This is a genomic window from Luteimonas qiangzhengi, assembly GCF_039548515.1.
Classification (GTDB): Bacteria; Pseudomonadota; Gammaproteobacteria; order Xanthomonadales; family Xanthomonadaceae; genus Luteimonas.
In genome coordinates this window covers 64,131-87,489 of the sequence record NZ_JBCLVE010000015.1, presented here as the reverse complement: position 1 = coordinate 87,489, position 23,359 = coordinate 64,131, and the positions used below count along the sequence as shown (strand labels likewise).

The following is a 23,359-nucleotide window of genomic DNA, read 5'->3' as shown; positions in this document are numbered from 1 at the left end:
CTCCGGTACCCGTTGACAGCGGCCGGATGTGGGGCAACGGGGAAACCGGGTAGGCTGGGCCCATGGCCCGATTCATCGTGTTGATGCTGTTGTCGTCCCTGCTGCTGGCCGCCTGTGGCGGTGAGGATGCGGGCGAAACCCACGCCGGCGAAGTCGGGCCCGGTCGGCTGCAAGTGCTGGACTGGCCGCTGCCCGGCGCGGAGCCGGGCACCAGCGCGCCGGACCTGGCGGTGACTGCGGACGGACGGGTGCTGCTGTCATGGCTCGATTCCCAGCCCGGGCGCAGGCACCTGTTCCGCTTCAGTGCCTGGAATCCCGCGCTGGAGCGCTGGCAGCACGCGCCGGCCAATATCGCGATCGGCAGCCGGATGTTCGTCAACTGGGCCGATACGCCGCACATCATGGCGAGCCTGGACGGGGCGATCTGGGCCCACTGGCTGCAGAAGAGCGGCGGCGCAAACGCCTACGGCATTGCCCTGGTGCGTTCGCGCGACGGCGCCAACTGGTCGGCGCCGCTGGTGCCCCATGCGGGCGGTACGGGCACCGAACACGGGTTCGCTTCCATGTGGCCACACGGCACCGATCTGCTGGGGATTGCCTGGCTGGACGGGCGCAGCACAGGCGGCGATCACGATGCGCATGACGGGCATGGGGCTGGCGCGGATGAGGCCGGCACGGACCCGGCGCGGACGCACGGCTCTTCGACGCTGCGCGCCGCGCTGGTGGATCCCGCCCTGCGGCTGGTGCAGGAAGCGGTGATCGATACCCGCGTCTGCGAGTGCTGCCAGACCACTGTGGCCCTGACCTCGCGCGGCCCGCTGCTGTTCTACCGCGGCCGCAGTCCCGATGAAGTCCGCGATGTGCTGGTGTCCCGCCTGGAAGGCAACGTGTGGACCGCGCCGCGCCGGATCCACGCCGACGGCTGGGTCATGTCCGCCTGCCCGGTCAACGGCCCCTCAGCACAGGGCCACGGCCACAACGTGGTGGCGGCCTGGTATACGGAGGCCGGCGGCGAGCCGCAGGTACGCCTGGTCCACAGCGCCGACGCCGGTGACAGCTTTGGCGAGCCGCTGGTGCTCGACAGCGGTGCGGAAGTGCATGGCCGCGTGGCCGTGGCCCTGGATAGCCACCAGGCCGGTGCGCTGTGGCTGCGGGAAGACGGTGACGGGCAGTCGCTGTGGTACGCGTGCTTCGCGCCGGACCTGTCGCATGAGATCGAACGCATCCGGCTGGCCGGGCTGGCAGGCCGCGGCCGCGGCACCGGGTTCCCGCGGCTGGTCTTCCACCAGGGCGTCGCCCACGCGGTGTGGACCGATGTCATTGATGGCCGTCCGCAGCTGCGCGGCGTGCGCCTGGTGGCCGGGCCCGCCGAAGGCTGAGCCCGGCGGGTTTCACCACTCGAACAGTTTGAAATAGGTCTGCGGCGGGTTGTCGCCCTCGCGGGTGGAAATGATCTGGCCGTCGCGGCTGTACAGGTAGTAGGCCGGCCCGCGCGGCGGCTGCACCTTCACCACCCGCACCTGGTCGGCCACGCGGTATTCGGTGATCACATCGCCATTGGGAGACGTGCGCACCGCTTCGGTCGCATCGGCAGGGATTTCAGGGATCGCCGCGAGCCCGGCTCCCGTGCCGGTGGTGGCGCATGCGGCGAGGGTGAGAGCCAGCGCAAAGGCCAATGGCGCGATTGATGATCGGAACAGGCTGGGCATGGCAAGCCTCCAGATGGGAATGCCTGATTATGCGGGTTGATTGATGCGGTGCGGGTGATCAGCGAAGATCCCAGGCTGAGCGGAACACCCAGCGCCTGATTTTCTCCAGGGCGGAAAGATCAGGGTGCTTCATACGTTCCGGGGAATGGACATGGCAGCTGGCTCATGGAATGAGGTTTTTTCGGTCGCCCGTGCATTGGCCATGGCCGGGATGCTCGTTGCTCTTTCCATGATCGTATTGATTGCGCCCGCGTACCTGTCCGGGCGATATCAGATGGAAATGTCTTTCCAGGTGGTGGCCGAGCCGGATGGGATCGACTTTCCCATCACCGCGCACTTCGAACGGGACCAGGCGCTACGCTCGATAGCGTGCATCAAATCGGAACAACTCGATTCCGAAGCCCTTTATTTGCTCGACTGCAGTTTCGTTGCAGAAGAAATATCCGACGCCAGGAACTATCTGGAGGCGAAAGGATTCACCTTCGGCAACCTGTTTCGCATATCACGCATCAGTCCAATGATCGGTCCGGGGTGGAACCAGGCGATCGTGCTCGCTTTTGGATTGGTCCTGTGGGCCGCATGGTTGAAGCTGTTTCGCCACTCCCTGCGGGACGATGTGCGGCGTGCCTTCCTGTTTATCAGGAGCAGGCCGTGGGCCGCCATCCTGCCTTTCGTGCTGGCACTGGCCACGGGCGTTGTTGTCACTGCGCTGTTTCGGCCGCTGACACAGGAAGTCCAGACTCCTGTGGCCCTGACCCAGCTGAGCGGGATTCTGGTGATGGCAGTGCTGGTAGCACCCGTATTCGAAGAGGTAGTGTTTCGTGGCCTGGTGATGGACATATTGGGGAAACACATGCGCTGGTGGCTCGCGGCTATCCCGACCACGCTCGGTTTTGCGGCTGTACACCTGGTGCCGTCGGAACTCGCCCTCGCGGCCTATGCCACCTATCTGGTGTTCGGGTTTTCACTGTGCTGGATCCGGCATGTGTCATCCAGTCTCACCCTGTGCGTTCTGATACACGCGCTTTACAACGCGATCGCTATCGGCGTTTTCTTCATGTCTTCCGTCACCTCTCCGGGATGAGTCCCATGGCTTCGGACCGCTCGGAGAGCATTCCGGCGACGGCGTAGAATCAACGGCATGAAACGACTCGTGCTGATCGACGGTTCCAGCTATCTGTACCGCGCCTTCCATGCCCTGCCGCCGCTGACCAATGCGCAGGGCGAGCCGACCGGGGCCCTGTTCGGCGTGGTCAACATGCTGCGGGCCACGCTGAAGGAAAAGCCCGATTACGTCGCCTTCGTGGTGGATGCGCCGGGCAAGACCTTCCGCGACGAGATGTACCCCGACTACAAGGCCAACCGCCCGCCGATGCCGGACGACCTGCGCCCGCAGGTGCAGCCGATGTGCGACGTGGTGGAAGCGCTGGGCATCGACATCCTGCGGGTCGAGGGCGTGGAGGCGGACGACGTGATCGGCACCCTGGCCGTGGCCGGCGCCGCAGAAGGCCTGGACGTGAAGGTGTCTACCAGCGACAAGGATTTCGCCCAGCTGGTGCGTCCGGGGATCTCGCTGATCAACACCATGAGCGGCAGCCATATGGACAGCGACGAGGCCATCATCGAGAAGTACGGCGTACGTCCGGACCAGATCGTGGACCTGCTGGCGCTGATGGGCGATACCGTCGACAACGTGCCCGGCGTGCCCAAGTGCGGGCCCAAGACCGCCGCCAAGTGGCTGGCCCAGTACGACAGCCTGGACGGGGTGATCGCCAACGCGGACAACATCAAGGGCAAGGTGGGCGAGAGCCTGCGCGAAGCGCTGGACCGGCTGCCGCTGAACCGCGATCTGGTGACCATCCGCACCGACGTGCCGCTGGACCGTGGCCCGACCGGCCTGCCGCTGCGCGAGCGCGACGTGGATACGCTGCGCACCCTGTATGCGCGCTATGGCTTCACCCAGGCGCTTCGTGATCTGGGCGAAGCCCCTGGCGAGGCGCCGGTACCGGTGGCCGACATCCCCGGCAGCGTGCGCGGCACCGAGGCCGGCTATGCGCGTCCGGCGGCGAAACCGGCTGCCGGTGGCCTGGATCCGGCGCTGGCCGCGCCCGGCGTGCACGAAACGATCATGGACCGGGCGCGCCTGGACGAATGGATCGGGATGCTTGGCAAGGCGGACGAGTTCGCCTTCGACACCGAAACCGACTCGCTCGACCCGCTGCGCGCCAACCTGGTCGGCATCAGCTTCGCGGTGGAGCCCGGCAAGGCTGCTTACCTGCCGCTGGGCCACGACTACGGTGGCGCGCCCGCCCAGCTTGATCGCGCAGAAGCACTGGAAGCGCTGCGCCCGCTGCTGGAGGATCCCGGCAAGCGCAAGATCGGCCACCACGGCAAGTACGACATGCACGTGATGCGCCGCCATGGCGTGGATGTGCAGGGCTACGCCGACGACACCATGCTGGAAAGCTTCGTTTACAACGCCACCGCCAGCCGCCACGACATGGACTCGCTGGCCCTGCGTTATCTCGGCTACACCTGCATCAAGTACGCCGACGTGGCCGGCAAGGGCGCCAAGGCGATCCCGTTCTCGCAGGTGTCGATTGAAGATGCGACGCCCTACGCCGGGGAAGACGCCGACATCACCCTGCGCCTGCACCGCGAGCTGTCGCCCAAGCTGGCCGAAGTGCCGGCACTGCAGAAGGTGTACCGCGAGATCGAGATGCCGCTGGTGCCGGTGCTGGCCCGGATCGAGGCCCACGGCGTGCGCATCGATGGCGACGAACTGCGCCGCCAGAGCGCCGACCTGTCGCGGCGCATGCTCACCGCGCAGCAGAAGGCGACCGAGCTGGCCGGGCGCACCTTCAACCTGGATTCGCCCAAGCAGCTGCAGGCGCTGCTGTTCGACGAGCTGGGCCTGCCGGCGCTGGTGAAGACGCCCAAGGGCCAGCCCAGCACCAATGAGGAAGCGCTGGAGGCAATTGCCGACCAGCACGAGCTGCCGCGGATCATCCTGGAATACCGCGGCCTGGCCAAATTGCGCAGCACCTACACCGACAAGCTGCCGGAGATGATCAATCCGGACACCGGCCGCCTGCACACCAGTTTCCACCAGGCCGGCGCAGCCACCGGGCGGCTGGCGTCGTCGGATCCCAACCTGCAGAACATCCCCATTCGCACCGAAGACGGCCGCCGCATCCGCCGTGCTTTCATTGCCGACGAGGGCAACGTGCTGGTGGCCTGCGACTATTCGCAGATCGAGCTGCGGATCATGGCCCACCTGTCGGGTGACGCGGGCCTCCTGGCCGCCTTCGCCGCCGGTGCGGACATCCACGCCGCCACCGCCGCGGAGGTGTTCGGCCGCAAGCTGGAAGAAGTGACCGCCGACGAGCGCCGCGCCGCCAAGGCGATCAACTTCGGTTTGATGTACGGCATGGGCGCCTGGGGCCTGGCCCGTAACCTCGGCATCGGTCGTGGCGAGGCGCAGGACTACATCGCCCTGTACTTCTCACGCTATCCGGGCGTGCGAGAGTACATGGACCGCACCCGCGAGCAGGCGCACGCGCAGGGCTATGTGGAAACCGTGTTCGGTCGCCGCCTGTATCTGGAGAACATCAGCGCCCGCAACCAGGGCCTGCGTGCCGGCGCCGAACGCGCTGCGATCAATGCGCCGATGCAGGGCACGGCGGCCGACATCATCAAGCGCGCCATGATCGATATCGACGCCTGGTTGGCCGGCCAGAACGGCCGCACGCGCATGATCCTGCAGGTGCATGACGAACTGGTATTTGAAACCCCGGCGGACTTTGCCGACGCGTTGCTGGCCGAGGTGGTGCCGCGCATGACCGGCGCGGCGGAACTGCAGGTGCCGCTGATGGTCGAAAGTGGCGTGGGTGACAACTGGGAAGTTGCCCACTGAGGGCGGCGAACCCACTGAAAAATGGAAATATTTCCGCGGATTTGTACAAATTCCGTTCAGGGCCCGTGAAATGTAAATCCCCGCTGAACTTTTCCCCTGCAGGGGCGGCGATCTTCACGAACTATCAATGCTTGGGGTGGTCATATGTATCGCGACAGATGCAACGTCTGTCGTTGATCTCTCCCTTCCCCTGGAGTGATCTGGAACGGGACTTCTCCCCGAGCTCCCGTTTCACCGAGCCCCGTCGGCCCCCCCTGCCGACGGGGCTTTTTTATGGTTGATCGCCGGCGCGTCGGGGGCGTAGCCCCGACCTACGGGCGTTTGAAGGACGCCACGCGGCGGTAGGGCGAAGGATAGGCCCCCACCTGCAGCACCGCCGGACGCAGGTTCCAGTCGATGTGCAGCTGGTCCACCGTGCCCTCCCGGCCGCGGGTGAACCACACGAACTCCTCGCGCATGGCCGGGTTGCGCCACACCGCGCGGAAGGTGTCGTGGTGCCAGTGCTCCAGGTCGGCGACCTGTTCCGGGTCGTCCCACAGCTGCAGCACCAGGCTGCCGTCCTGCAGCCGCACCGCGGCGTCGGCGTAGAGCGCGTCGTCGTATCCGCCGGTGAAGTCCTGCAGCGGGCCGGAGGTGGATGTGCCGCGGATGCGCGCGGCGTGGATCGCCTCGCGTTCTTCCTGCGCCCGCGCTTTCTGGCCCAGGTAGCGCTGGAAGGTCTCCGCATGGCGGTCGCGGCCTTGCACGCCGATGTAGGCATCTACTATCTGCCGGGCCAGTGCGGTGGTGAAGTTGTTGAAGGTGTTGGTGGTGATGAAGATGCCCAGGCCCTCCTCGGGCACCAGCATCAGCAGCGAGTTCATGCCATCCACTGCGCCCGAGTGCGACGAGGTCTGACGTCCCTCGTGGCTGCCCAGCCGCCAGCCCAAACCATAGGCGGCCAGCGGTTCGAAGGCGGGGGTCTGGATCGGATTCTGCGACCGGTGCATTTCTTCCACCGTGCCGGGTGCGAGCACGACGTCGCCGTCCAGCTCGCCAGGCGTGCCCAAGTGCAGACGCATCCAGTGGCTGATCTCACGCGCGCTGGAATGGACCGAGGCCGCCGGGCCCACCGCGTCGAAGTTGCGGCGCGGGATCTCCACCACCGTGCCGTCGATCTCCTGGTGCGGCCAGGCCACGTTGCCCGATTCGTCCAGACGGCTGCCGCCGGCCAGGCTGCGGGTCATGCCCAGCGGCGTGAACAGGCGCTGTTCGACGAACTGCTCCCACTCGGTTCCGGTGACCGCGGGCACCACCTCGCCGGCCACCATGTACAGCACGTTGGAATACACGTAGCCCTCGCGGAAGCCCAGCTCGGGCGGCAGGTGGCGCAGGCGGGCGATCTGCTCGGCAGGCTCGCGCTCGGAGATCCAGCGCAGCCGGTTGCCCGTCAGTCGGCCCAGCCCCACCCGGTGGGCGAGCATGTCGCGCACCGTGACCGCCCGGGTCACGTACGGGTCGTACAGCTGCAGCCGCGGAATGTGCTTCACGACCGGGTCGTCCCAGTCGACCCGGCCCTCATCCACCAGCAGGCCCAGCGCCGCGGCGTTGAATGCCTTGGACACCGAGGCGATGTTGAACAGCGTGTCGGCGTCGACCGGTTCCGGCTGGCCGAGGCGGCGCACGCCAAAGCCCCGCGCCCAGACCAGCTGATCGTCCTTGACCACGCTCACCGCCAGTCCGGGGATGTCCCAGTCCTGCATGCCGCGCTCGACGAACTCCTCGATGCCCTCGAGCGTGGCCGGCGCTTCTGTCTGGGCCGCGGCGCCCAGTGGCACCAGCAGCAATCCGAGCAGGAGGCTCAAAGCGTGTGGAAGCCGGGAGCGCCAGACCAGGTCTGGCCGGGATGAACTGCGGGTCGCTTGCATGGATTGATCGCACGGATGAATGGGCGGGCAAAGACCCTAGCAGAGATGCATTCACGCTGTTTTCGATCCGTCGCCGCAACACTGATGCCATGGACGACGCCCGCAGTCCCGCCCCTGCCGCAGCATCGGTGATCAATGTGCCAGGCCAGCGCGGCGGCGCACCGGGCAGTGGGCGGATCGAGTCGATCGATTTCGCCCGCGGGCTGGCGGTGGTGCTGATGATCCTCAGCCACGGCGTCAATGCGTTGCTCCCATTCTCGGAATTCCCGGACTGGGGCCAGGTGCCGGTGCACGCGCTGACCAAGTTCTCATCGTCGCTGTTCGTGATCGTGTTCGGCGTGGCGTTGGCGGTCGCATTCGTGCCCAAGGTCCACCAGGACGACTGGCCGCGCCGCCGCAACCGCCTGCTGTGGCGCGGGCTGGTGGTGCTGGTCTGCTACAAGCTGCTGACCGTGGTGGAGATGTACCAGCTGCACGAGCGCGAGGCGATCGTGGACACGCTGCTGTACCGGGATTTCCCATCGTTCGTGGAAATCCTGGGCTTCTATGCCATCGCGCTGCTGTGGGTGCCATTCGTACTGCCTCTGTGGGCGCGCACGCCAATGCTGCTGCGCTGGGCCAGTCCGGTGCTGATGGCGCTGGCCTGCTGGTGGCTGCTGGAGAACTTCGATTTCTGGGGCGCGCCGCAGTTGCAGGCGCTGCTGGTCGAACATCCGGATTACTACACCTGGGGCCAACTGGCGCGTGGACCGCTGGTGCTGGTGGGCCTGTTGATCGGCGGACTGCTGCTGCAGGTTCACGACCACCCCGGTCGGCGGATGGCACTGGCGGGCGCACAGGTGGCGGCCGGGCTGCTGGCTTTCGCAGCGCTGGCCGTACTGGCCGGTGACAACCTGGCCGATGAAGTGCGGGAGATCGCCGGCAATGCCGGCAAGCATCCGCCCGGGCTGCTGTTCATGCTCTACAGCGTCGGCGGGGCGCTGGCGCTGTTGGGGCTGGCGATTGCCGGTGGTGGGTTACTCGCGCGCTGGCTGAAGCCGGTCAGCATCATCGGCAGCGACGCGCTGATGGCGTTCGTATTCCACATCGTGGTGATCTTCGTGCTGTTTCGCGATTTGCTGGGTTATCACCAGGACGTGACCTATGAGTTCGCGCTGCTGCTGGCGGTGCTGCTGATTCCGGCGACGGCGCTGTTCGTATGGCTGCTGCAGGTGGCCAGGCGCAGCTGGCGGCGCCGGTCAACCGGGGAGGTGGAATGAGGGTTTCATTACGACTTGTGCTTGTGCTCGTGTTGCTGGTTGCAGCTGGACCGACGGCGGTGGCCGGGCCGGTCACCGCGACCTCAGATGAGCCCGCCTGGGCCGAGCCGATGCGGGAGCGACTGGTCGCGGCCGAGCGGCGCCTGGGAGGCCAGATCGGCGTGTTCGTGCACCATCTGGGCCGCGATGAAACATTCTCTTGGCGGGGCGATGAGCCGTGGTATCTCGCCTCCGGGATCAAGGTGCCGGTAGCGATTGCGGTGCTGCGCCAGATCGAGGACGGGCATCTCGCCCTGGATGCCCACGTCAAGCTGCTGGCCGATGATTACGTGGATGGTGCCGGGCCGACCAACCATCAACCGGTGGGCGCGATGCTGTCGATCGAGTGGCTGGTGGAGCAGATGCTGATCCACAGCGACAACACCGCAACCGATGTACTGATCCGCACCGTCGGCCTGGATGAGGTGAATGCGGTGGCGCATGCGCTGCTGGCCGACCGTGGCCTGGTGATCACCTCGCTGGCCGACGTGCGCAGGCTGGTGTACGGGGGGTTGCACCTGCGCGCGGCCAACCTGGGGTCGCAGGAACTGCTGGCGCTGCGGCGCGCGCCGAGCGGCATGCGGCGGGTGCGCAGGCTGGCCGAGATTCTGCAGGCCACGCCGGACGAATTCCTGCTGCCCGATCTGGACAGCGCATACGACGCCTATTACGCCCAGCACATCAACGCCTCCAGCCTGCGCAACTACGGCCGCATGCTGGCCGCGCTGAACGACGGGCTGGCGCTCGGCCCGGAAGCCACTGCGTGGCTGATCGGGGTAATGACCCAAGTGCGCACGGGGGAGCGGCGGATCAAGGCCGCGCTGCCACCGGGTACCCGCTTCGCGCACAAGACCGGTACCCAGCACAGGCGCTGGTGCGATCTTGGAATCGCCAGTGCCCTCGTTGACGGAACGCGCCAGCAGGTGGTCATTGCCGCATGTGCGCGTGGCAACGCGTCGCTGGCCGCGGGCGAGCGTGCGCTGCGCGACGTTGGCGCTGCTGTCACCGCGTCCGGGGTATTGAATCTGTCGAACCCATGACCTTCCTGTCCATGCCCAGCGCAAATAGATTCCAGTGGCCGGCCGTGCTGGCCGTCCTGTTCCTGGCAGCGGCCTGCCGCCCTGCCGATCCGGAACCACAACTGTCCATTGCCACCGAGGCCGACGCGGGGACCGAATACACGCCCGGCGATGCCGAGGCTCCGCCCTGGCTCAACCCGCTGTCGGCGTCGATCAATGAAATCGATGCCGATATGCCCGGACGCTTCGGCGTGTACGTGCGTCGGCTGGGCCCGGACGCCGGCAGCTTGGACCTTGGGGATGGCCGCGCCTGGTATCTGTCTTCCACCATCAAGGTGCCGGTAGCGATCGCGGTTCTGGAGCAGGTGGATGCCGGCAGCCTGTCGCTGGATCAGGAGCTGGAACTGGCTGAAACAGACTTCGTGGATGGTGCCGGCGACATGCTGACTCACCAGCCAGGGGAGCGCTTCAGCATCGCCACCCTGCTGGAGAAGTCACTGCGCGACAGCGACAGCACGGCCACCGATATGTTGATCCGACACATGGGCGAGGTCGATCTCAACCGCCGGATCCGCGACTGGCTGGGGCGCGGTTTTGGCCAGATCACCACCATCCAGCAGGTGCGCCACGACGCCTATGGCGACCTGCATCCGGGCGTGAGGAAGCTGTCGAGCGGCGACATGTTGCAGGTGCAGCAGGCGGGGGACGGAGAGGCGCGGCTGAATGCGCTGGCCGACATGCTCGGGGTTGAGCGCGATGCGCTGGATGCTCCCGACATCGATGAGGTGTTCAACCGCTACTACGACACCGGCACCAATTCCGCGCCGCTGGAAATGTTTGCCAACATGCTGGAAATGCTGGTGTCCGGTGAGCTGCTGTCGCCGGAAAGCACCGCGCTGATGCTGGAGCACATGCGCGCCATCACCACCGGCGGTCGGCGGATCCAGGCCGGACTTCCGCCTGGCACCGACTTCGCCCAGAAAACCGGCACCCAGGTGGCACGCGCCTGCAACGTTGGTGTGATCAACCCGGAGCGGGTCGATGATGGAGACGCCACCATCGTGGTGGCCTGCGCGGAAGAGTTCGATGACATCGCCGACGCCGAGCGCGCCTTCCAGGCCCTGGGACGTAAGCTGGCGGAAGCGGGCCTGGCGCTTTAGCCAACACGCGGCCGTGGCATCAGTCCACTTCGCGACGCCAGTTGATCGAGCCGCGGTTTTCCAGCGTGCTCGATTCAATCTCCAGGTCGAAGCCGCGATCGAGCAGATAGCGCAGGGTCAGCACCTGGCCGGTGCCCAGCAGCGATACGCCAAAGCCCACGTAGAGTCGCGGCGAGAGCTGCTTGCCCACGCCCAGCACGCTGCCACCCAGCGCCCGCGAATGGCTCACGCCGGCGTCGTCCAGGCCCAGGCCTGCGCCCAGCTGCGAGGCGAGGATGCCGCCGCCGGCTTGCAGGGCAGCAGCGGCCGCGTCGAGCTCGCGGCCTTCATCGCCGGTCACGCTGGACAGTGAGCGGCCCAGCGCCAGGTAGGCCAGCGCCTCGGATTCGTCGCGACTGGGATCGGTCCACACGTTGGCCTGGGGCGATGAAGCGCGGCCGGTAACATCGATGCCGGCGGTCAGGTCTTCGGCTTCGATCCGGCGCTCGGCGCGGATGTCCAGCACCGGGTCGGAGATCATGTCGTTGCTCCACGACAGGTTGCCGCGGGTGATGCGCAGCTCCTGGCCGTAGGCCGCATAGCGCCCGCCCACCTGCAGCGAACCCGTGCCACGCATGTCGCGGCCGGGGTGCTGGCGCACCCGCAGCCTGCCGCCCAGGGTGCCTTCCAGGCCGAAGCCGTTCAGCACCACGTTCTCGCCCATCTCCAGGGTCAGGTCGAGCTGCATCGCCAACGGCGGGCCATCTTCGGGATCCACCGGATCCAGCACCACCACGTCAGCTGAGGGAGCGACGCCGTCGCTCAGCCGTTCCAGGTCCATGCGCGCCTCGGGCACCAGTACGCTGCCGGTCACTTCCAGCGGGCGTCCGGCGGCATACAGCACGCGGATGTCCGGGCTGGCCACGGCACGCAGGTCGCGGGTGTTGGAGACCAGCACGTTCTCCCCGCCCACCTCGAGCACCAGCGGCGCGGCGGTGTCTCCGCTCCATCCCAGGCTTCCATTGATGTCCAGTGCGCCCTCGCCCGAGCGCACGCTGCCAGCGATGGTGGCGGTGCCGTCCGCGTGCGCGTCCAGGCGCACGTCGCCCTCTTCCAGCACGATCCCCAGCGCCGGCAATTCCGTGCTGAAGCCGCTCAATCGTGCCTGCCCACCCAGGGCCGGCTCCGAGCGCGTGCCGGCCAGGGTGATGCGCCCGGCCAGCTGCCCCTGCGGCTCGACAATGTCGGGTGAAAACAGCTCCAGCCACACCAGTTCGTTGATGTCGATGTCGATGGCGCCGGCCAATGGCGACCACGCGTCCCAGCCGGTTTCCACCTGCGCCTGGATGCGGCCGTCGTCGTCCACCAGGGTGTTGAAGCTGGCCTGGATGGTCTGGGGGCTGAACTCCGCCTCCAGCTGCAGGCCGGAATAGCTGATGGTGTCGCGGCGGGCGCGCTGGCTGAAGCGCAGGCCGCCGTCATCGGAGCGCACATTGAGGTGGCCGGCAAACGCGTTGCCAACCGGGCGCAGGCGGCCGTCGATGTCGAGGTTGCCGCGCAGTGCCCAGGACTGGCCGTCGGCGCGCTCGGGCAGATAGGGCTCGGCCAGGGCCAGCGGCAGGTTATTGCCGCTGATGCCAAGGCCCGTGCCTGGCCAGTCGGCGTCCAGGCACAGTGCGCCGCCGGCGCTGCTGGCAAAGCATGACTGCGAGAGCTGCCAGCCACGGGCGGTCTGGGCGAAGCTGGCCGGTGACTGCAGGTTCCAGGCGGCGCCCCGGGCCGGGGCAAGCCGCAGCGATGACAGTCCGCCCTGCCACAGCTGCTGGCGGCGCTCGGCGTTGCCAGCCAGTTCAAGCGAGCCGATTTCACCGCGCGCTGTCGCGTTGGCGCGCAGCGATTCAATCGCCCCGCTGGCCTGGATCGAAACCGCATCCAGGACCACGCCGGCGCTGATGTCGGCCGCATCCAGTTGCAGCTCGCCGTTGCCGCTGCGCCAGGGCAGGCGTCCGCGCAGGCTGGCGCTGCTGGCACTGTAGTCGCCCCAGGCCAGGTCGCCGCCTTCAAGGTCGACGTCGATATCGGGCGCGGTGCGCGCGCCGGTAAGGTTCACTTCGCCGCTGAGCCGGCCGCCGGCGCCGGGCAGGATGTCGGCCAGCAGCAGCGGCGCCAGGCGGGCATCGATATCCAGCGACTGGCCGATGGATGCGGTGGCATCCACGCGGCTCTCGCCAAGGGTCAGGGCCAGCTCGCCCTCGTAGGCCGCGGGTGCGTCCACGTCCGAGGCGGGCGGAGTCTGCATGCTGAAGCGGCCGCTGCCGCCGAGGGCGCGGCCGCGCAGCTGGCCGCCCAGGTCTGCCAGCTCCACCCCGGCCTCCAGGCCGCCGTCGTCGCGGGTGGCGCCGCTGCTGGTGATCGTTCCATCCACCGCCCCGCTCCAGTCGGGCAGGAAATAGCCGGGATCAAACGACGCCAGCGCCAGGTCCATATCCCATGTCAGCGCCGGCGCCCAGGCCAGCCGGCCGCTGCCATCCAGGCTGCCGCTGTTGCCGGGCATCGTGGCCAGCAGGCGGCGCAGCACCATCTGCGCCTCGTTGCCGCGCGCATCCAGCTCCACACGGGCGGCAAGATTGCCGCGGGCCAGGTCGGCGTTGCCGATGGCGGCCCAGGCCTGCAGGCGACCGGCCAGGCCGAGCCGGGCATCGGCAACGACTGCGGTGCCTGCTTCACCGTTTTCGTCCAGCCCACCGCCCCAGCGCACGCCCTGGGCGTTGATGGCGAACCGGCCGCTGGGCCCGTCGTCGTCGCTGAAGTCGGCCCGGCCGGCCACGGTGATCCGGCCGTCGAGCAGCTCGACCACCAGCGGATCAACCTCCAGCACCTCATCGTGCAGGCTGATGGTGGAGGGCAATACGGTGGCGCTGAAATCACCCTGGTTGAAGCTGCCTTCCAGCACCATCGCCGCGTCCTGGCCATCGGCGACAAGATCGAAGGCCAGCGGGGTGCCGGGCTCGCCGCCGGCCAACAGGGCCGGGTCCAGTGCATCCGAGCGGGCTTGCAGGCGCCAGTCGGGGCGGTTGCCGCCGCGCAGGGCCAATGTGGCCTGCACCGGCGAAGGTGCGTGGCCGGTCAGCACCAGGTCCAGATGGCCGGCATCGCCGCGAGCCACCAGGCCGAAGTTGGGGCGCGTGCGCCCGGCCGGGGCCGGCATCACCGCGCCGGCGGTCAGGTCCACCTGGTAGTTGTCGCGCGGCGCATAGCTGCCGTGGGCATTGAACCGGCCGCGATCGCTGTCCACCAGCACGTTGTCCAGCTCCAGCAGGCCCTCGCCGGCGTTGAGCCCGCCGCGCACCTGGTGGATGTGGATCAGCGGGCCGTCGGCGCCCACCACCTGCAGATCGTCGACGCGGATCGCATCGGCCTGCAGTGACAGCGGCAGCGGACCGATATCGGGCAGCGAATCCGGCCACGAGGGCAGCTGGAACGGCTCGTCATCTTCCACCGACGGCGGCAGCGACAGCACCGCGCCTTCCACTTCCAGCACGTCCAGCCGCAGCAGCCGCCCCAACAGGGGCAGCAGCGCGGGATCAATCGTTGCCCGCTCAGCGGTGAATGACAGCGTGCGGTGTTCTTCGCAGTTGCCATAGGCTACCGGCTCGCCGTCCTGATCCGGGCAGCTCATCTGCACGAAGCGCAGCCCGTGCAGGGTCAGCGGGCCGGATGCCGGGCCTTCCGCATGGCGCCACTCAAGCGAGGTGCCGGCCGGCAGCCGTGCGGTGATCTGTGACAGCAGGAAATCGCGCCCGCCCAGCGTCAGCAGCAGCCAGTACGCCACCGCCATCACCAGCACCGCCAGCACCAGGCTGGCAATGCCGGAGCGGATGGCCAGCCAGCGCAGGCGCGCCTTGCGCCGCTCGCGCAGCTCGGCAATGCGGGCCTCGCGCTCTTCGGGGCCCAGATCCGGGTCGATGCGGCTGAAGACGGGAGCCATGGTCAGAACGCCGTGCCGATGTCGAGGTGCAGGGTGAAGGGTGAATCCGGATCGTCCAGCCCGCGGGCGATGTCCAGCCGCAGCGGGCCGACCGGCGACGCCCAGCGCACGCCCATGCCCACGCCTGTGCGCCAGTCGGGGCTGTCGTTGAAGGCGCTGCCGCTGTCGGCGAACACGGCGAAACCGAATCCGCTCTGGAAGTAGTGCTCGTACTCCACGCTGCCGGTGAACACGTGCTTGGCGCCGAGCGCGTAATCGCCCAGTCGCGGTCCGACCTCGCGCCAGTCATAGCCGCGGATGCTGCGGTCGCCGCCGGCGTAGAAGCGCAGGCTGGGCGGCATGCTGACCAGCGCATCGGTATAGGTGTGGCCGGCTTCGCCGCGCACGATCAGCCGGTGGCGCTCGCCAATGCCGCGGTACCAGCTGGCGCGTGCGTGGATCTGGGCAAAGCTTGCGTCCGAGCCCACATCCTCCACTCCGCCGCGCAGGATGACGCTGCCGCCGATGCCCCGGCGTGGAAAGATCTGGTCGTCCACATCCACATATTCGGCGCGCAGCGACGGATAGCTGAAGGTGGCGTAGCGGTACTCGGCTGGCGTGTCGGGATTGTCCTGGTCCACGTAGGCCCAGCGTTCGCGCAATACGTGGGCCGAGGCCACCAGGTTGAGATTGCGGTTGTACTGTCCGCTGCGGCTGCCCACCAGCTCGATCTTCCGCGTGTCCACGTAGCGGGTCTGCTCGTCCGCACCCTGCAGGCTGACCGTGTACCAGCCATCCAGCCAGGCAAACGCGGGAATCCGGTACTGCAGGGTCAGGGTCTTGCGTTTCTGTGCGTAGTCCAGCTGGGCCAGCGCCTTGTGCCCGCGGCGGTTGACGTAGCGGCGCTCCTCGCCCAGGCGGATACCGGCGCCGCTGTCGGTGCCGTAGCTCAGGCCGGCGGTCTGGATCTTGCGCGGGGCGGGGGTCAGGCGCACGTCCACAGGCACCCGGCGATCGGCGTCGGCATCGTCGGGCCGGGGCTCGATATCGATCGCGCTGAAGTAGTCCAGCCGCTGCAGCGAGGTGCGCAGCCGGTCCAGGCGGCCCTGGTGGTAGTAGCCGCCTTCCTCCCAGTAGATGAGTCGCTCGAGCAGGTCGTTGTTGATGATCGTACGCGGCGACTGCTCGAACGTGGTCGGGCCCATGTTGTAGCGCTCGCCGCTGGTCCACACCAGCTCGATGTCGGCGGCCTCCTCGGCGCGGGTGACTTCCACCCGACGCGCGCTGAAGTCGGCATCGAAATAGCCGCGCTCGGCCAGCCTGCGGCTGATCCGGGCCTTGCTGGCCTCATAGGGGCGGTGATCGAACACCTCGTCCGTGCCCGGCGCAAAGTCCTCCAGGTCGCGGGCCAGGTAGCGGTCGCGCTGCCCGGCGCCGATGATCGCCACGTCCGCGTTGCGCACCCGCACCGGCTCGCCGGCATCGACGGTGAGGGTGACATCGACCTGGCCGTTGGCGCGCGACTGCTCGACCTGGATCTGCGGCGAGTAGTAGCCGAACGGCTCCAGTGCCTCGCGGGCCTCGGCCTCGGCCGCGCCGATCATGTAGCGCAGGCGGCGGAACGAAATGTCTTCGCCGCGCACGTCCGCCAGTGACAGCGACACGCGCACGTTCTCCTCCATCTCGTCATCCAGCCCACGGATCACGACCTCGCCCACCTCAACGGCCAGGGCGGTGCCGGGGACGGTCAAAAGCAGCGCTGCAGCCAGCCCAAAGGAGAAACGACGTCCATGCATCGACGCAGGATACCGAAGCCGATGTCGAGATCGCTTAACGGTTCTGCACATCGGGCCTGGTCCGGTCCTGCCCGGAAACCGCACGCGGCGGCTGGCCCCGGGCCGGTGCCGCAACGGGGCCGGTGCTGTCAGTGCGCGGAGCCGTCCAGGAAATTGGCCGGCTGCCGGATACCGAGATCCAGCCGTTGGCCAGCGCAGCCTGCGGATCCTGGCGCACGCTGTACACATCAATGTTGATTCCCGCCGGTTCGCCCCAGGTTCCGGCCCAGGCGTTGCGGCCCGAATGCTTGGCTGCGTAAAGCGCGCGGTCGGCCATGCGGATTGATTCCTGCCAGTCGCCCTGTCCAGGAAAATACGGGCACAGTGCCAGTCCGATCGAGACGGTGACCGACATCGATTGCCCGTCGCGCAGCGGGATCACCAGCTGCTCCAGCGTGGCGCGCAGATGTTCGGCAAGCGCGCGCGCTGCGGCCTGCGACGTACGCGGGCGCACGATCAGGAATTCCTCGCCGCCCCAGCGGGCAACAACGTCGTTGGCATCGCAGGCCTGCTTCAGGGTGCGGGCGATGGCTTCGAGCGCGCGGTCGCCCTCGCCATGGCCGTATTGGTCGTTGACCGCCTTGAAGTGATCAATGTCCACCAGCAGCAGGGCGGCCCGCGCGTCACCGCGGCCGGTGGAGCCGGCGAGGGCTTCCAGCTGCCGGGTCGCCGCACGCCGGTTGGCCAGGCCGGTCAGGGTGTCGGTGGTGCTGGACCATTCCAGCCGCCGGTTGCTACGCCGTGCGCGCAGCAGCATCCAGCCGGCGCCGAGCAGGGTGGCAGCCAGGGCCAGCAGTGCCATGGCGCCGATGACCCGGGCCCGGGTCAGGTTGCCGAGTCGCTCGATCGTCTCGTCGGAGCGCGGTGCGCGCTGTTCAAGCATCGCGGCGATGGCCGGGTCACGGTCGCGGTTGATCCTGGCCAGGTGCTGGCGCGCGCGCTCGCTCATGGCGCGTGATTCGGTGGCGTCGCCCAGGGCCGAATGGATGCGTGCCATCAGCGTCAGCGAATCGTGGACCTGGTCGGCCAGCTGGCCGGATTCGACCAGCCCGGCGGCTTCGCTGCCGTATTCGAGTGCCCGTGCAGGCTCGCCCTCGAGCAGCGCCAGTTCGGCCAGCTGGCGAAGGCTGGCGGCCAGCCCGGACACGTCGTTCAATTCGCGTAGCAGCGTGACCGCCGACTCAAGCTGCCGGTGGGCCGTGGCCAGGTCTCCGCGGCCCAGGGCAATGCGGCCCAGCGCGGCCTCGATGCGCCCGCGCAGCCGGTCCAGATGCCGGTCGCGGCCGGCGAGTGCCGCCGCGGTCTCCAGCAGGTCGGCGGCCTCGTCCGCGCGGCCCTGTTCCAGCACCGCCAGGCCGTAGTTGAAATAGGGGATCGCATCCCTCGGCAACTGGCCGCCGGGTCGCTTGAGGGTGGTGGCGATAGCCCGCTGGAAGTACGGTTCCGCGCCCGCCGGATCGCCCATGCCCCGCGCATGATGCAGGGCAACGCCCACCAGCGCCTGCAGGTGCAGGTTGGTATACGGCTCCGACTCGGCCAGTGCGGCTTCGAGCACCTCGCCCGCAAGCCGCAGCTGCCCAAACTCCTGCAGCGCGGTGGCGGTGAACAGCCGCATCTCCACGCGCAGCTGCTGCGGCGCTTCAGTGGACTCCAGCAGCGGCAGCAGTTCCGGCACCGCGGCCTGCGCCTGTGCGCCCTCGCCCTTCATCAGCTGGCTGCGGACCAGGCAGGCCAGCGCCATCATCCGCGCGACATCACTTGCATCCTCGCGGGCGAGCATGTTACGGGCCAAACGGATGGCGCCCTGGGCATCGCGCTCCATCTGCGACAGGCATTGTTCGCCCTGGACGATGTCACGTTGCTGCGGGGCGGAGGCGATCTGCGCCAGTGCTGGAGTGCCCAGGGACAGCGCGGACATGGCGAGCAGCGCCGATGGCAGCAGGTAGCGAAGACGCACACGGACCTCGCAGCGGTCGGTTTGCCGGACAGGCCTTCGATTGTCGCACGCTGTTGGCCATCCGCCCCGGCTGTACCCTAGGCTGCCCGATGGCGCCTGTCTGCAGCAGGGGTTTTCGTGGCAGGAATTTTCGCGACAGGGATTGATGATGGCGGTTCAGTTCGCATGAGCAGGTCCGGGGATCTGCACCGGGACAGGATGCTGGCCGTGCTGCTGGTGTTCATGGGCCTGTACCTGCCGCTGTCGCTGATCCTGGGCATCTGGCTGAAGCCGTGGCAGCCGCTGTCCACGTCGGCCGTGACCCTGACGGCCCTGGCCACCGGTGTCATCTGGGGCTGCTGGCTGCTGCTGCGTCGCGGCCGATTCAACCTGGCCGCGACGCTGTTCCTGGGGGCGGCGCTTGCGTCCATTGGCTGGAACTACCTGCACTGGGGCCTGGGTATGCAGATCGGCACCCAGCTGATCACCCTGTTGCCACCGCTGCTTGGTGCGCTGGTGCTGGGCAGGGGCGTGCTGTGGGCGTGTGCAGCAGTGCTGCTTGCGCTGGTCTGCGGCGCCGCCTGGGTCGACATAGCGCGCTATTTCTATGATCCGGTGGCGCTGCGATCTTCGGCCGTGCTGGCCGTGCAGTTCTGCGCTGGCGTGCTGGCGGGCGCACTGCTGCTGGATCGGGCCGCGGTGCTGATCGGTGGCTATCTGGGCGAGCTGGCCCGCCGCAATGCGCAGCTGGCCCATACCCGCGACCGCCTGCAGCTGGAGATGGAGGAACGCGAGCGCTCGCGCCGGCAGCTGCTGCACGCGCAGAAAATGGAGGGCGTGGGCCGGCTGGCCGGCGGGGTGGCGCATGATTTCAACCACCTGCTCGGGCTGATCCTCGGCTATGCCCAGCGTGGCCGGGAAGCATCGGATGCGGACCAGATGCAGGCCATGTTCGAGGGCGTTGAATCGGCCACGCGCCGCGCTGCGGCAGTGAGCCGGCGGCTGCTCGATTTCAGTCGGCTGGAAGCGAGCCGGCCGGAAGTCTTCGATGCCGCGGTGCTGGTGAAAGAGTTCCTGGCAATGCAGCGGCACCTGCTCACAGAAGGGGTACAGCTGCGCCTGCAGCTGGCGGAGGGTCCGCAGCCGGTGTTCTTCGACCGCGCCCAGCTGGAGCTGGTGCTGATCAACCTGGCCTCCAACGCCGCCGAAGCCATGGCGGGCGAAGGCACGTTCACCGTGGCCGTGGCAGGCGATGCGGACTGGGTGGAGATCAGCGTGAGCGATACCGGACGCGGGATGACGGCCGAGGAACTGGCCCGATGCCGCGAGCCGTTCTACACCACCAAACCGCCGGGCAAGGGCACCGGCCTGGGTCTCTCGGTGGCCTCCGACCTGGCCGAGCGCGCCGGCGGGAGCCTGAAGGTGGAGAGCGTGGCCGGCAGCGGCACCACGGTGCGCCTCCGCCTGCCGCGACGCACGCTGCCGCGCTGAAGCCTGGCCGTCAGTTGCTCAGCTGCTCAGGTGCTCAATCGCAGCAACGCTGCCGAGCCGCGAAGACAACCGCCGGAGCAGCGCCAGGCGATTGCCACGCACGGCTGGATCCTCGGCGTTGACCATCACCGCGTCGAAGAACGCATCCACCTGTGGGCGCAGCTGCGCCAGTCGTGCCAGTACCTGGCCATAGTCGCCACTGGCCAGGGGCTGGTCGGTGGCGGTGAAGGTCTGGTCCACGGCCTGGGCCAGGGCCCGCTCGGCCGGTTCCTGCAGCAGTGCGGTATCCACCGATACCGGCACATCGTCACCGGCCTTGCGCAGGATGTTGCGGATGCGCTTGTCGGCCGCTGCCAGCGCTTCGGCTTCGGGCAGGGCGGCGAAGGTGCCGATCGCGGCGATGCGTCGGTTGAAGTCGTGCAGCGAGGCGGGGCGCAGCGCGGCCACGGCATTGAAGTGCTGCACCGGCACGCCGCGGTCTGCGTAGTAGCCCTTCAGGCGATCGAGGATGAAGTCGTACAGCGCGTCGACGTCGTCCTGCGGATCGGTTCCACGTGCGGCCAGCGTTTCGTCCAGGTGCTTGCTGGCCCGGGCGATGTCCTTGTCGCCGGTGGCAGCGGCCAGCGCGGCTTCCGCCGTGGCCGCCATCGCGTCCAATGCCAGCGCGCGGGCGCTGGCCAGCAGTGCGCGCAGGTCCAGTGCAAGCCCGCTTTCGATGATCGTGCGGGCCAGGCCCAGCGCGTTGCGGCGCAGGGCGAAGGGGTCCTTGTTGCCGGTTGGCTTCAGGCCCGCGGCAAAGCCGCCGGCCAGGGTATCCAGCCGTTCGGCAATCGCCAGCGTGCGGCCCAGCGGCGAGGGTGCGATGGCTTCGCCGGAATGGCGCGGCGCGTAGGCTGCGTCGATGGCGTCGGCAAGGGCGGTGCGGTCGGGGTCGGTGAGGTCCGCAAGCGCGGGATCCTGCAGCGCGTAGTAGCGCCCGGCGATGCCCTGGAGTTCCGGAAATTCGCCGACCAGGCGCGACTGCAGGTCGGCCTTGGACAGGCCGGCGGCGCGCGCGGCAAGGTCGGGATCGGCTCCGGCCTGCGGGGCGATGGCGCGGGCCAGTTCGGCCACGCGCGACACCTTGGCGGCCAGCGAGCCCAGCTTGGCCTGGTAGGTCACCGACTCCAGGCCGTCATTGATCGCGCCCAGGGCCTGCTTCAGGTCTTCTTCGAAGAAGAACTGCGCGTCGGCAAAGCGCGGCCGGATCACCCGTTCGTAGCCCTGGCGCACCTGGGTTACGTCGGTTGATTCGATGTTGGCGATGCCGATGAAGCGTTCCGTCAGCTGGCCGTCGGCATCCAGCACCGGGAAGAACTTCTGGTTGGCTTCCATGGTTACCACCAGCGCCTCGGCCGGCACCTTGAGGAAACCCGACTCGAACGAGCAGGCCACCGCGCTCGGCCATTCGACCAGACAGTTCACCTGCTCCAGGTTGTCCGGATCGATGCGCGCGCTGCCGCCCTGCGCCGCGGCGTTGACCTGTTCGACGATGCGCGCACGGCGCTCGTCCGCGTCCACCAGCACCTTGGCGGCGCGCAGGGTGTCGATGTAGGCATCCGGTTGGATGACCAGCACCGGGCCCTCGTGCATGAACCGGTGGCCGCGGCTTTCGCGGCCGGCGGGCACGCCGAAGGCCTCGCAATCAACGACCTCGCTGCCGTGCAGGACAACCAGCCACAACACCGGGCGGGCGAAGGCATATTCGTGCGCGCCCCAGCGCATCGGCTTGGGGACGGGGATGGCGTCGATGGCTTCGGTCAGGATCTCCGGCAGCAGTTGCGCCGTGCTGGCACCGGGCTTGACCGAGCGGTGCACGAAGCGCTCGCCCTTGGCGTCGCTGGTGCGCTCCAGCGCGCTCCACTCCACGCCGGCCTTGGCGGCGAAACCCTGCAGGGCGCGGGTCGGCTGGCCGTCCGCGTCCAGGGCAATGTTGAGGTAGGGCCCCAGCACTTCCGAGGCCTGCTCAGGCTGCTCGGCAGCCACGCCCGGCAGCAGCACCGTCAGCCGGCGCGGGGTGTACAGCGGTTTGGCGTCGCCGCGCTCGACGGCAATGCCGCGCTTCTCCAGCGCAGTCAGCACACCATCAAAAAACGCCTGGGCCAGGCCGGGCAGGGCCTTGACCGGCAGCTCCTCGGCACCCAGTTCGATCAGCAGCGGCTGCATGGTCGTGGTCGTCATGCGACTTCTCCTGCCTTGCGCAGGGCGGGGAAGCCGAGCTTCTCGCGCTGTGCGTAATAACCCTTGGCGACCGCCTGGGACAGCCGGCGCACGCGCAGGATGTAGCGCTGGCGCTCGGTGACGCTGATCGCGCGGCGCGCGTCGAGCATGTTGAAGCTGTGGCTGGCCTTCATGACCTGCTCATAGGCCGGCAGCGGCAGGCCCAGTTCGGCCAGCTTGAGCGCTTCGGCCTCGCAGGCGTCGAAGCGGTGGAAAAGTTCGGCCACGTCGGCGTGCTCGAAGTTGTAGGTGCTCTGCTCCACCTCGTTCTGGTGGTACACGTCGCGGTAGGTGACCGGGGTGCCGTCCGGGCCGTGGGTCCAGATGAGGTCGAATACGTCGTCAACGCCCTGCAGGTACATGCACAGGCGCTCCAGGCCGTAGGTGATCTCACCCAGCACCGGCTTGCACTCCAGACCGCCGGCCTGCTGGAACCAGGTGAACTGGGTCACTTCCATGCCGTTGAGCCAGACTTCCCAGCCCAGCCCCCAGGCGCCGAGCGTGGGCGATTCCCAGTTGTCCTCGACCAGGCGCAGGTCGTGTACCTGCGGGTCCACGCCCAGTTCCTTCAGCGAATCGAAGTACAGCTCCACGATGTTGTCGGGGCTGGGCTTCAACGCCACCTGGTACTGGTAGTAGCGCTGCAGGCGGTTGGGATTCTCACCGTAGCGGCCGTCGGTTGGGCGGCGCGAGGGCTGCACGTAGGCGGCGTTCCACGGCTCCGGGCCGATTGCACGCAGGAACGTGGCCGGGTGGAAGGTGCCGGCGCCCACCTCCAGGTCCAGCGGCTGGATCAGCACGCAGCCGTGTCCGGCCCAGTAGGCATTGAGGCGCTGGATCAGGTCCTGGAAAGTCGGGCCGCTCATGCGCAAGGCTCGCAATA

The 23,359-nt window shown here is 68.1% G+C and carries 14 protein-coding genes; 7 read left to right on the top strand and 7 right to left on the bottom strand.

Annotated elements, in window-relative coordinates:
* Positions 1-62: 62 nt before the first annotated feature.
* Positions 63-1,379: a hypothetical protein gene (locus WCE59_RS12260; RefSeq protein ID WP_343259063.1), complete on the top strand. Its 1,317-nt coding sequence runs from the start codon at positions 63-65 to the stop codon at positions 1,377-1,379.
* A gap of 12 nt (positions 1,380-1,391) precedes the next feature.
* Here the strand turns inward: WCE59_RS12260 and WCE59_RS12255 are convergent, their stop codons facing one another.
* Entirely contained in the window at positions 1,392-1,709 is a 318-nt protein-coding gene (locus tag WCE59_RS12255; RefSeq protein WP_343259062.1) for a DUF2782 domain-containing protein, read from the bottom strand.
* Positions 1,710-1,854: 145 nt separating this feature from the next.
* Between WCE59_RS12255 and WCE59_RS12250 the strand changes: the two genes are divergently transcribed.
* Together WCE59_RS12250 and polA are read left to right on the top strand one after the other, a co-directional pair.
* The gene (locus WCE59_RS12250) at positions 1,855-2,793 is read left to right on the top strand and encodes a CPBP family intramembrane glutamic endopeptidase (protein WP_343259061.1); all 939 of its coding nucleotides are present in this window, start codon (positions 1,855-1,857) and stop codon (positions 2,791-2,793) included.
* Positions 2,794-2,850: 57 nt separating this feature from the next.
* Positions 2,851-5,625 (top strand): DNA polymerase I, encoded by a 2,775-nt coding sequence (gene polA, locus WCE59_RS12245; protein ID WP_343259060.1) that lies wholly within the window; start codon positions 2,851-2,853, stop codon positions 5,623-5,625.
* 311 nt (positions 5,626-5,936) lie between these two features.
* Here polA and WCE59_RS12240 read toward each other — a convergent pair whose 3' ends face one another.
* Positions 5,937-7,469 (bottom strand): serine hydrolase, encoded by a 1,533-nt coding sequence (locus tag WCE59_RS12240; RefSeq protein WP_343259059.1) that lies wholly within the window; start codon positions 7,467-7,469, stop codon positions 5,937-5,939.
* Positions 7,470-7,621: 152 nt separating this feature from the next.
* Between WCE59_RS12240 and WCE59_RS12235 the strand changes: the two genes are divergently transcribed.
* The 3 genes from WCE59_RS12235 to WCE59_RS12225 are packed head-to-tail and all read left to right on the top strand — an operon-like array spanning position 7,622 to position 11,009.
* Positions 7,622-8,791: a heparan-alpha-glucosaminide N-acetyltransferase domain-containing protein gene (locus WCE59_RS12235; protein ID WP_343259058.1), complete on the top strand. Its 1,170-nt coding sequence runs from the start codon at positions 7,622-7,624 to the stop codon at positions 8,789-8,791.
* Positions 8,792-8,820: 29 nt separating this feature from the next.
* Positions 8,821-9,870, top strand: a complete 1,050-nt coding sequence (locus WCE59_RS12230; RefSeq protein ID WP_343259057.1) for a serine hydrolase — start codon at positions 8,821-8,823, stop codon at positions 9,868-9,870.
* On the top strand, positions 9,867-11,009 hold the full coding sequence (locus WCE59_RS12225; protein ID WP_343259056.1) for a serine hydrolase: 1,143 nt from the start codon (positions 9,867-9,869) through the stop codon (positions 11,007-11,009). Before WCE59_RS12230 ends, WCE59_RS12225 begins: the two co-directional genes overlap by 4 nt.
* A 19-nt stretch (positions 11,010-11,028) precedes the next feature.
* Here the strand turns inward: WCE59_RS12225 and WCE59_RS12220 are convergent, their stop codons facing one another.
* The 3 genes from WCE59_RS12220 to WCE59_RS12210 are packed head-to-tail and all read right to left on the bottom strand — an operon-like array spanning position 11,029 to position 18,708.
* Positions 11,029-14,976, bottom strand: a complete 3,948-nt coding sequence (locus WCE59_RS12220; protein ID WP_343259055.1) for a translocation/assembly module TamB domain-containing protein — start codon at positions 14,974-14,976, stop codon at positions 11,029-11,031.
* Positions 14,977-14,978: 2 nt separating this feature from the next.
* A complete protein-coding gene (locus tag WCE59_RS12215) occupies positions 14,979-16,751 on the bottom strand; it encodes an autotransporter assembly complex protein TamA (protein WP_343259054.1) in 1,773 nt (590 codons plus the stop codon).
* 34 nt (positions 16,752-16,785) lie between these two features.
* Positions 16,786-18,708 (bottom strand): diguanylate cyclase, encoded by a 1,923-nt coding sequence (locus WCE59_RS12210; protein WP_343259053.1) that lies wholly within the window; start codon positions 18,706-18,708, stop codon positions 16,786-16,788.
* Positions 18,709-18,912: 204 nt separating this feature from the next.
* On the opposite strand from WCE59_RS12210, the gene WCE59_RS12205 reads away from it, so the two are divergent.
* Positions 18,913-20,217 (top strand): sensor histidine kinase, encoded by a 1,305-nt coding sequence (locus tag WCE59_RS12205; RefSeq protein ID WP_343259052.1) that lies wholly within the window; start codon positions 18,913-18,915, stop codon positions 20,215-20,217.
* Positions 20,218-20,235: 18 nt separating this feature from the next.
* On the opposite strand, the gene glyS is transcribed toward WCE59_RS12205, so the two are convergent.
* Both glyS and glyQ read right to left on the bottom strand, forming a co-directional pair.
* A complete protein-coding gene (gene glyS / locus WCE59_RS12200) occupies positions 20,236-22,437 on the bottom strand; it encodes a glycine--tRNA ligase subunit beta (RefSeq protein WP_343259051.1) in 2,202 nt (733 codons plus the stop codon).
* Positions 22,434-23,342, bottom strand: a complete 909-nt coding sequence (gene glyQ / locus WCE59_RS12195) for a glycine--tRNA ligase subunit alpha (RefSeq protein ID WP_343259050.1) — start codon at positions 23,340-23,342, stop codon at positions 22,434-22,436. Before glyQ ends, glyS begins: the two co-directional genes overlap by 4 nt.
* Positions 23,343-23,359: the final 17 nt, after the last annotated feature.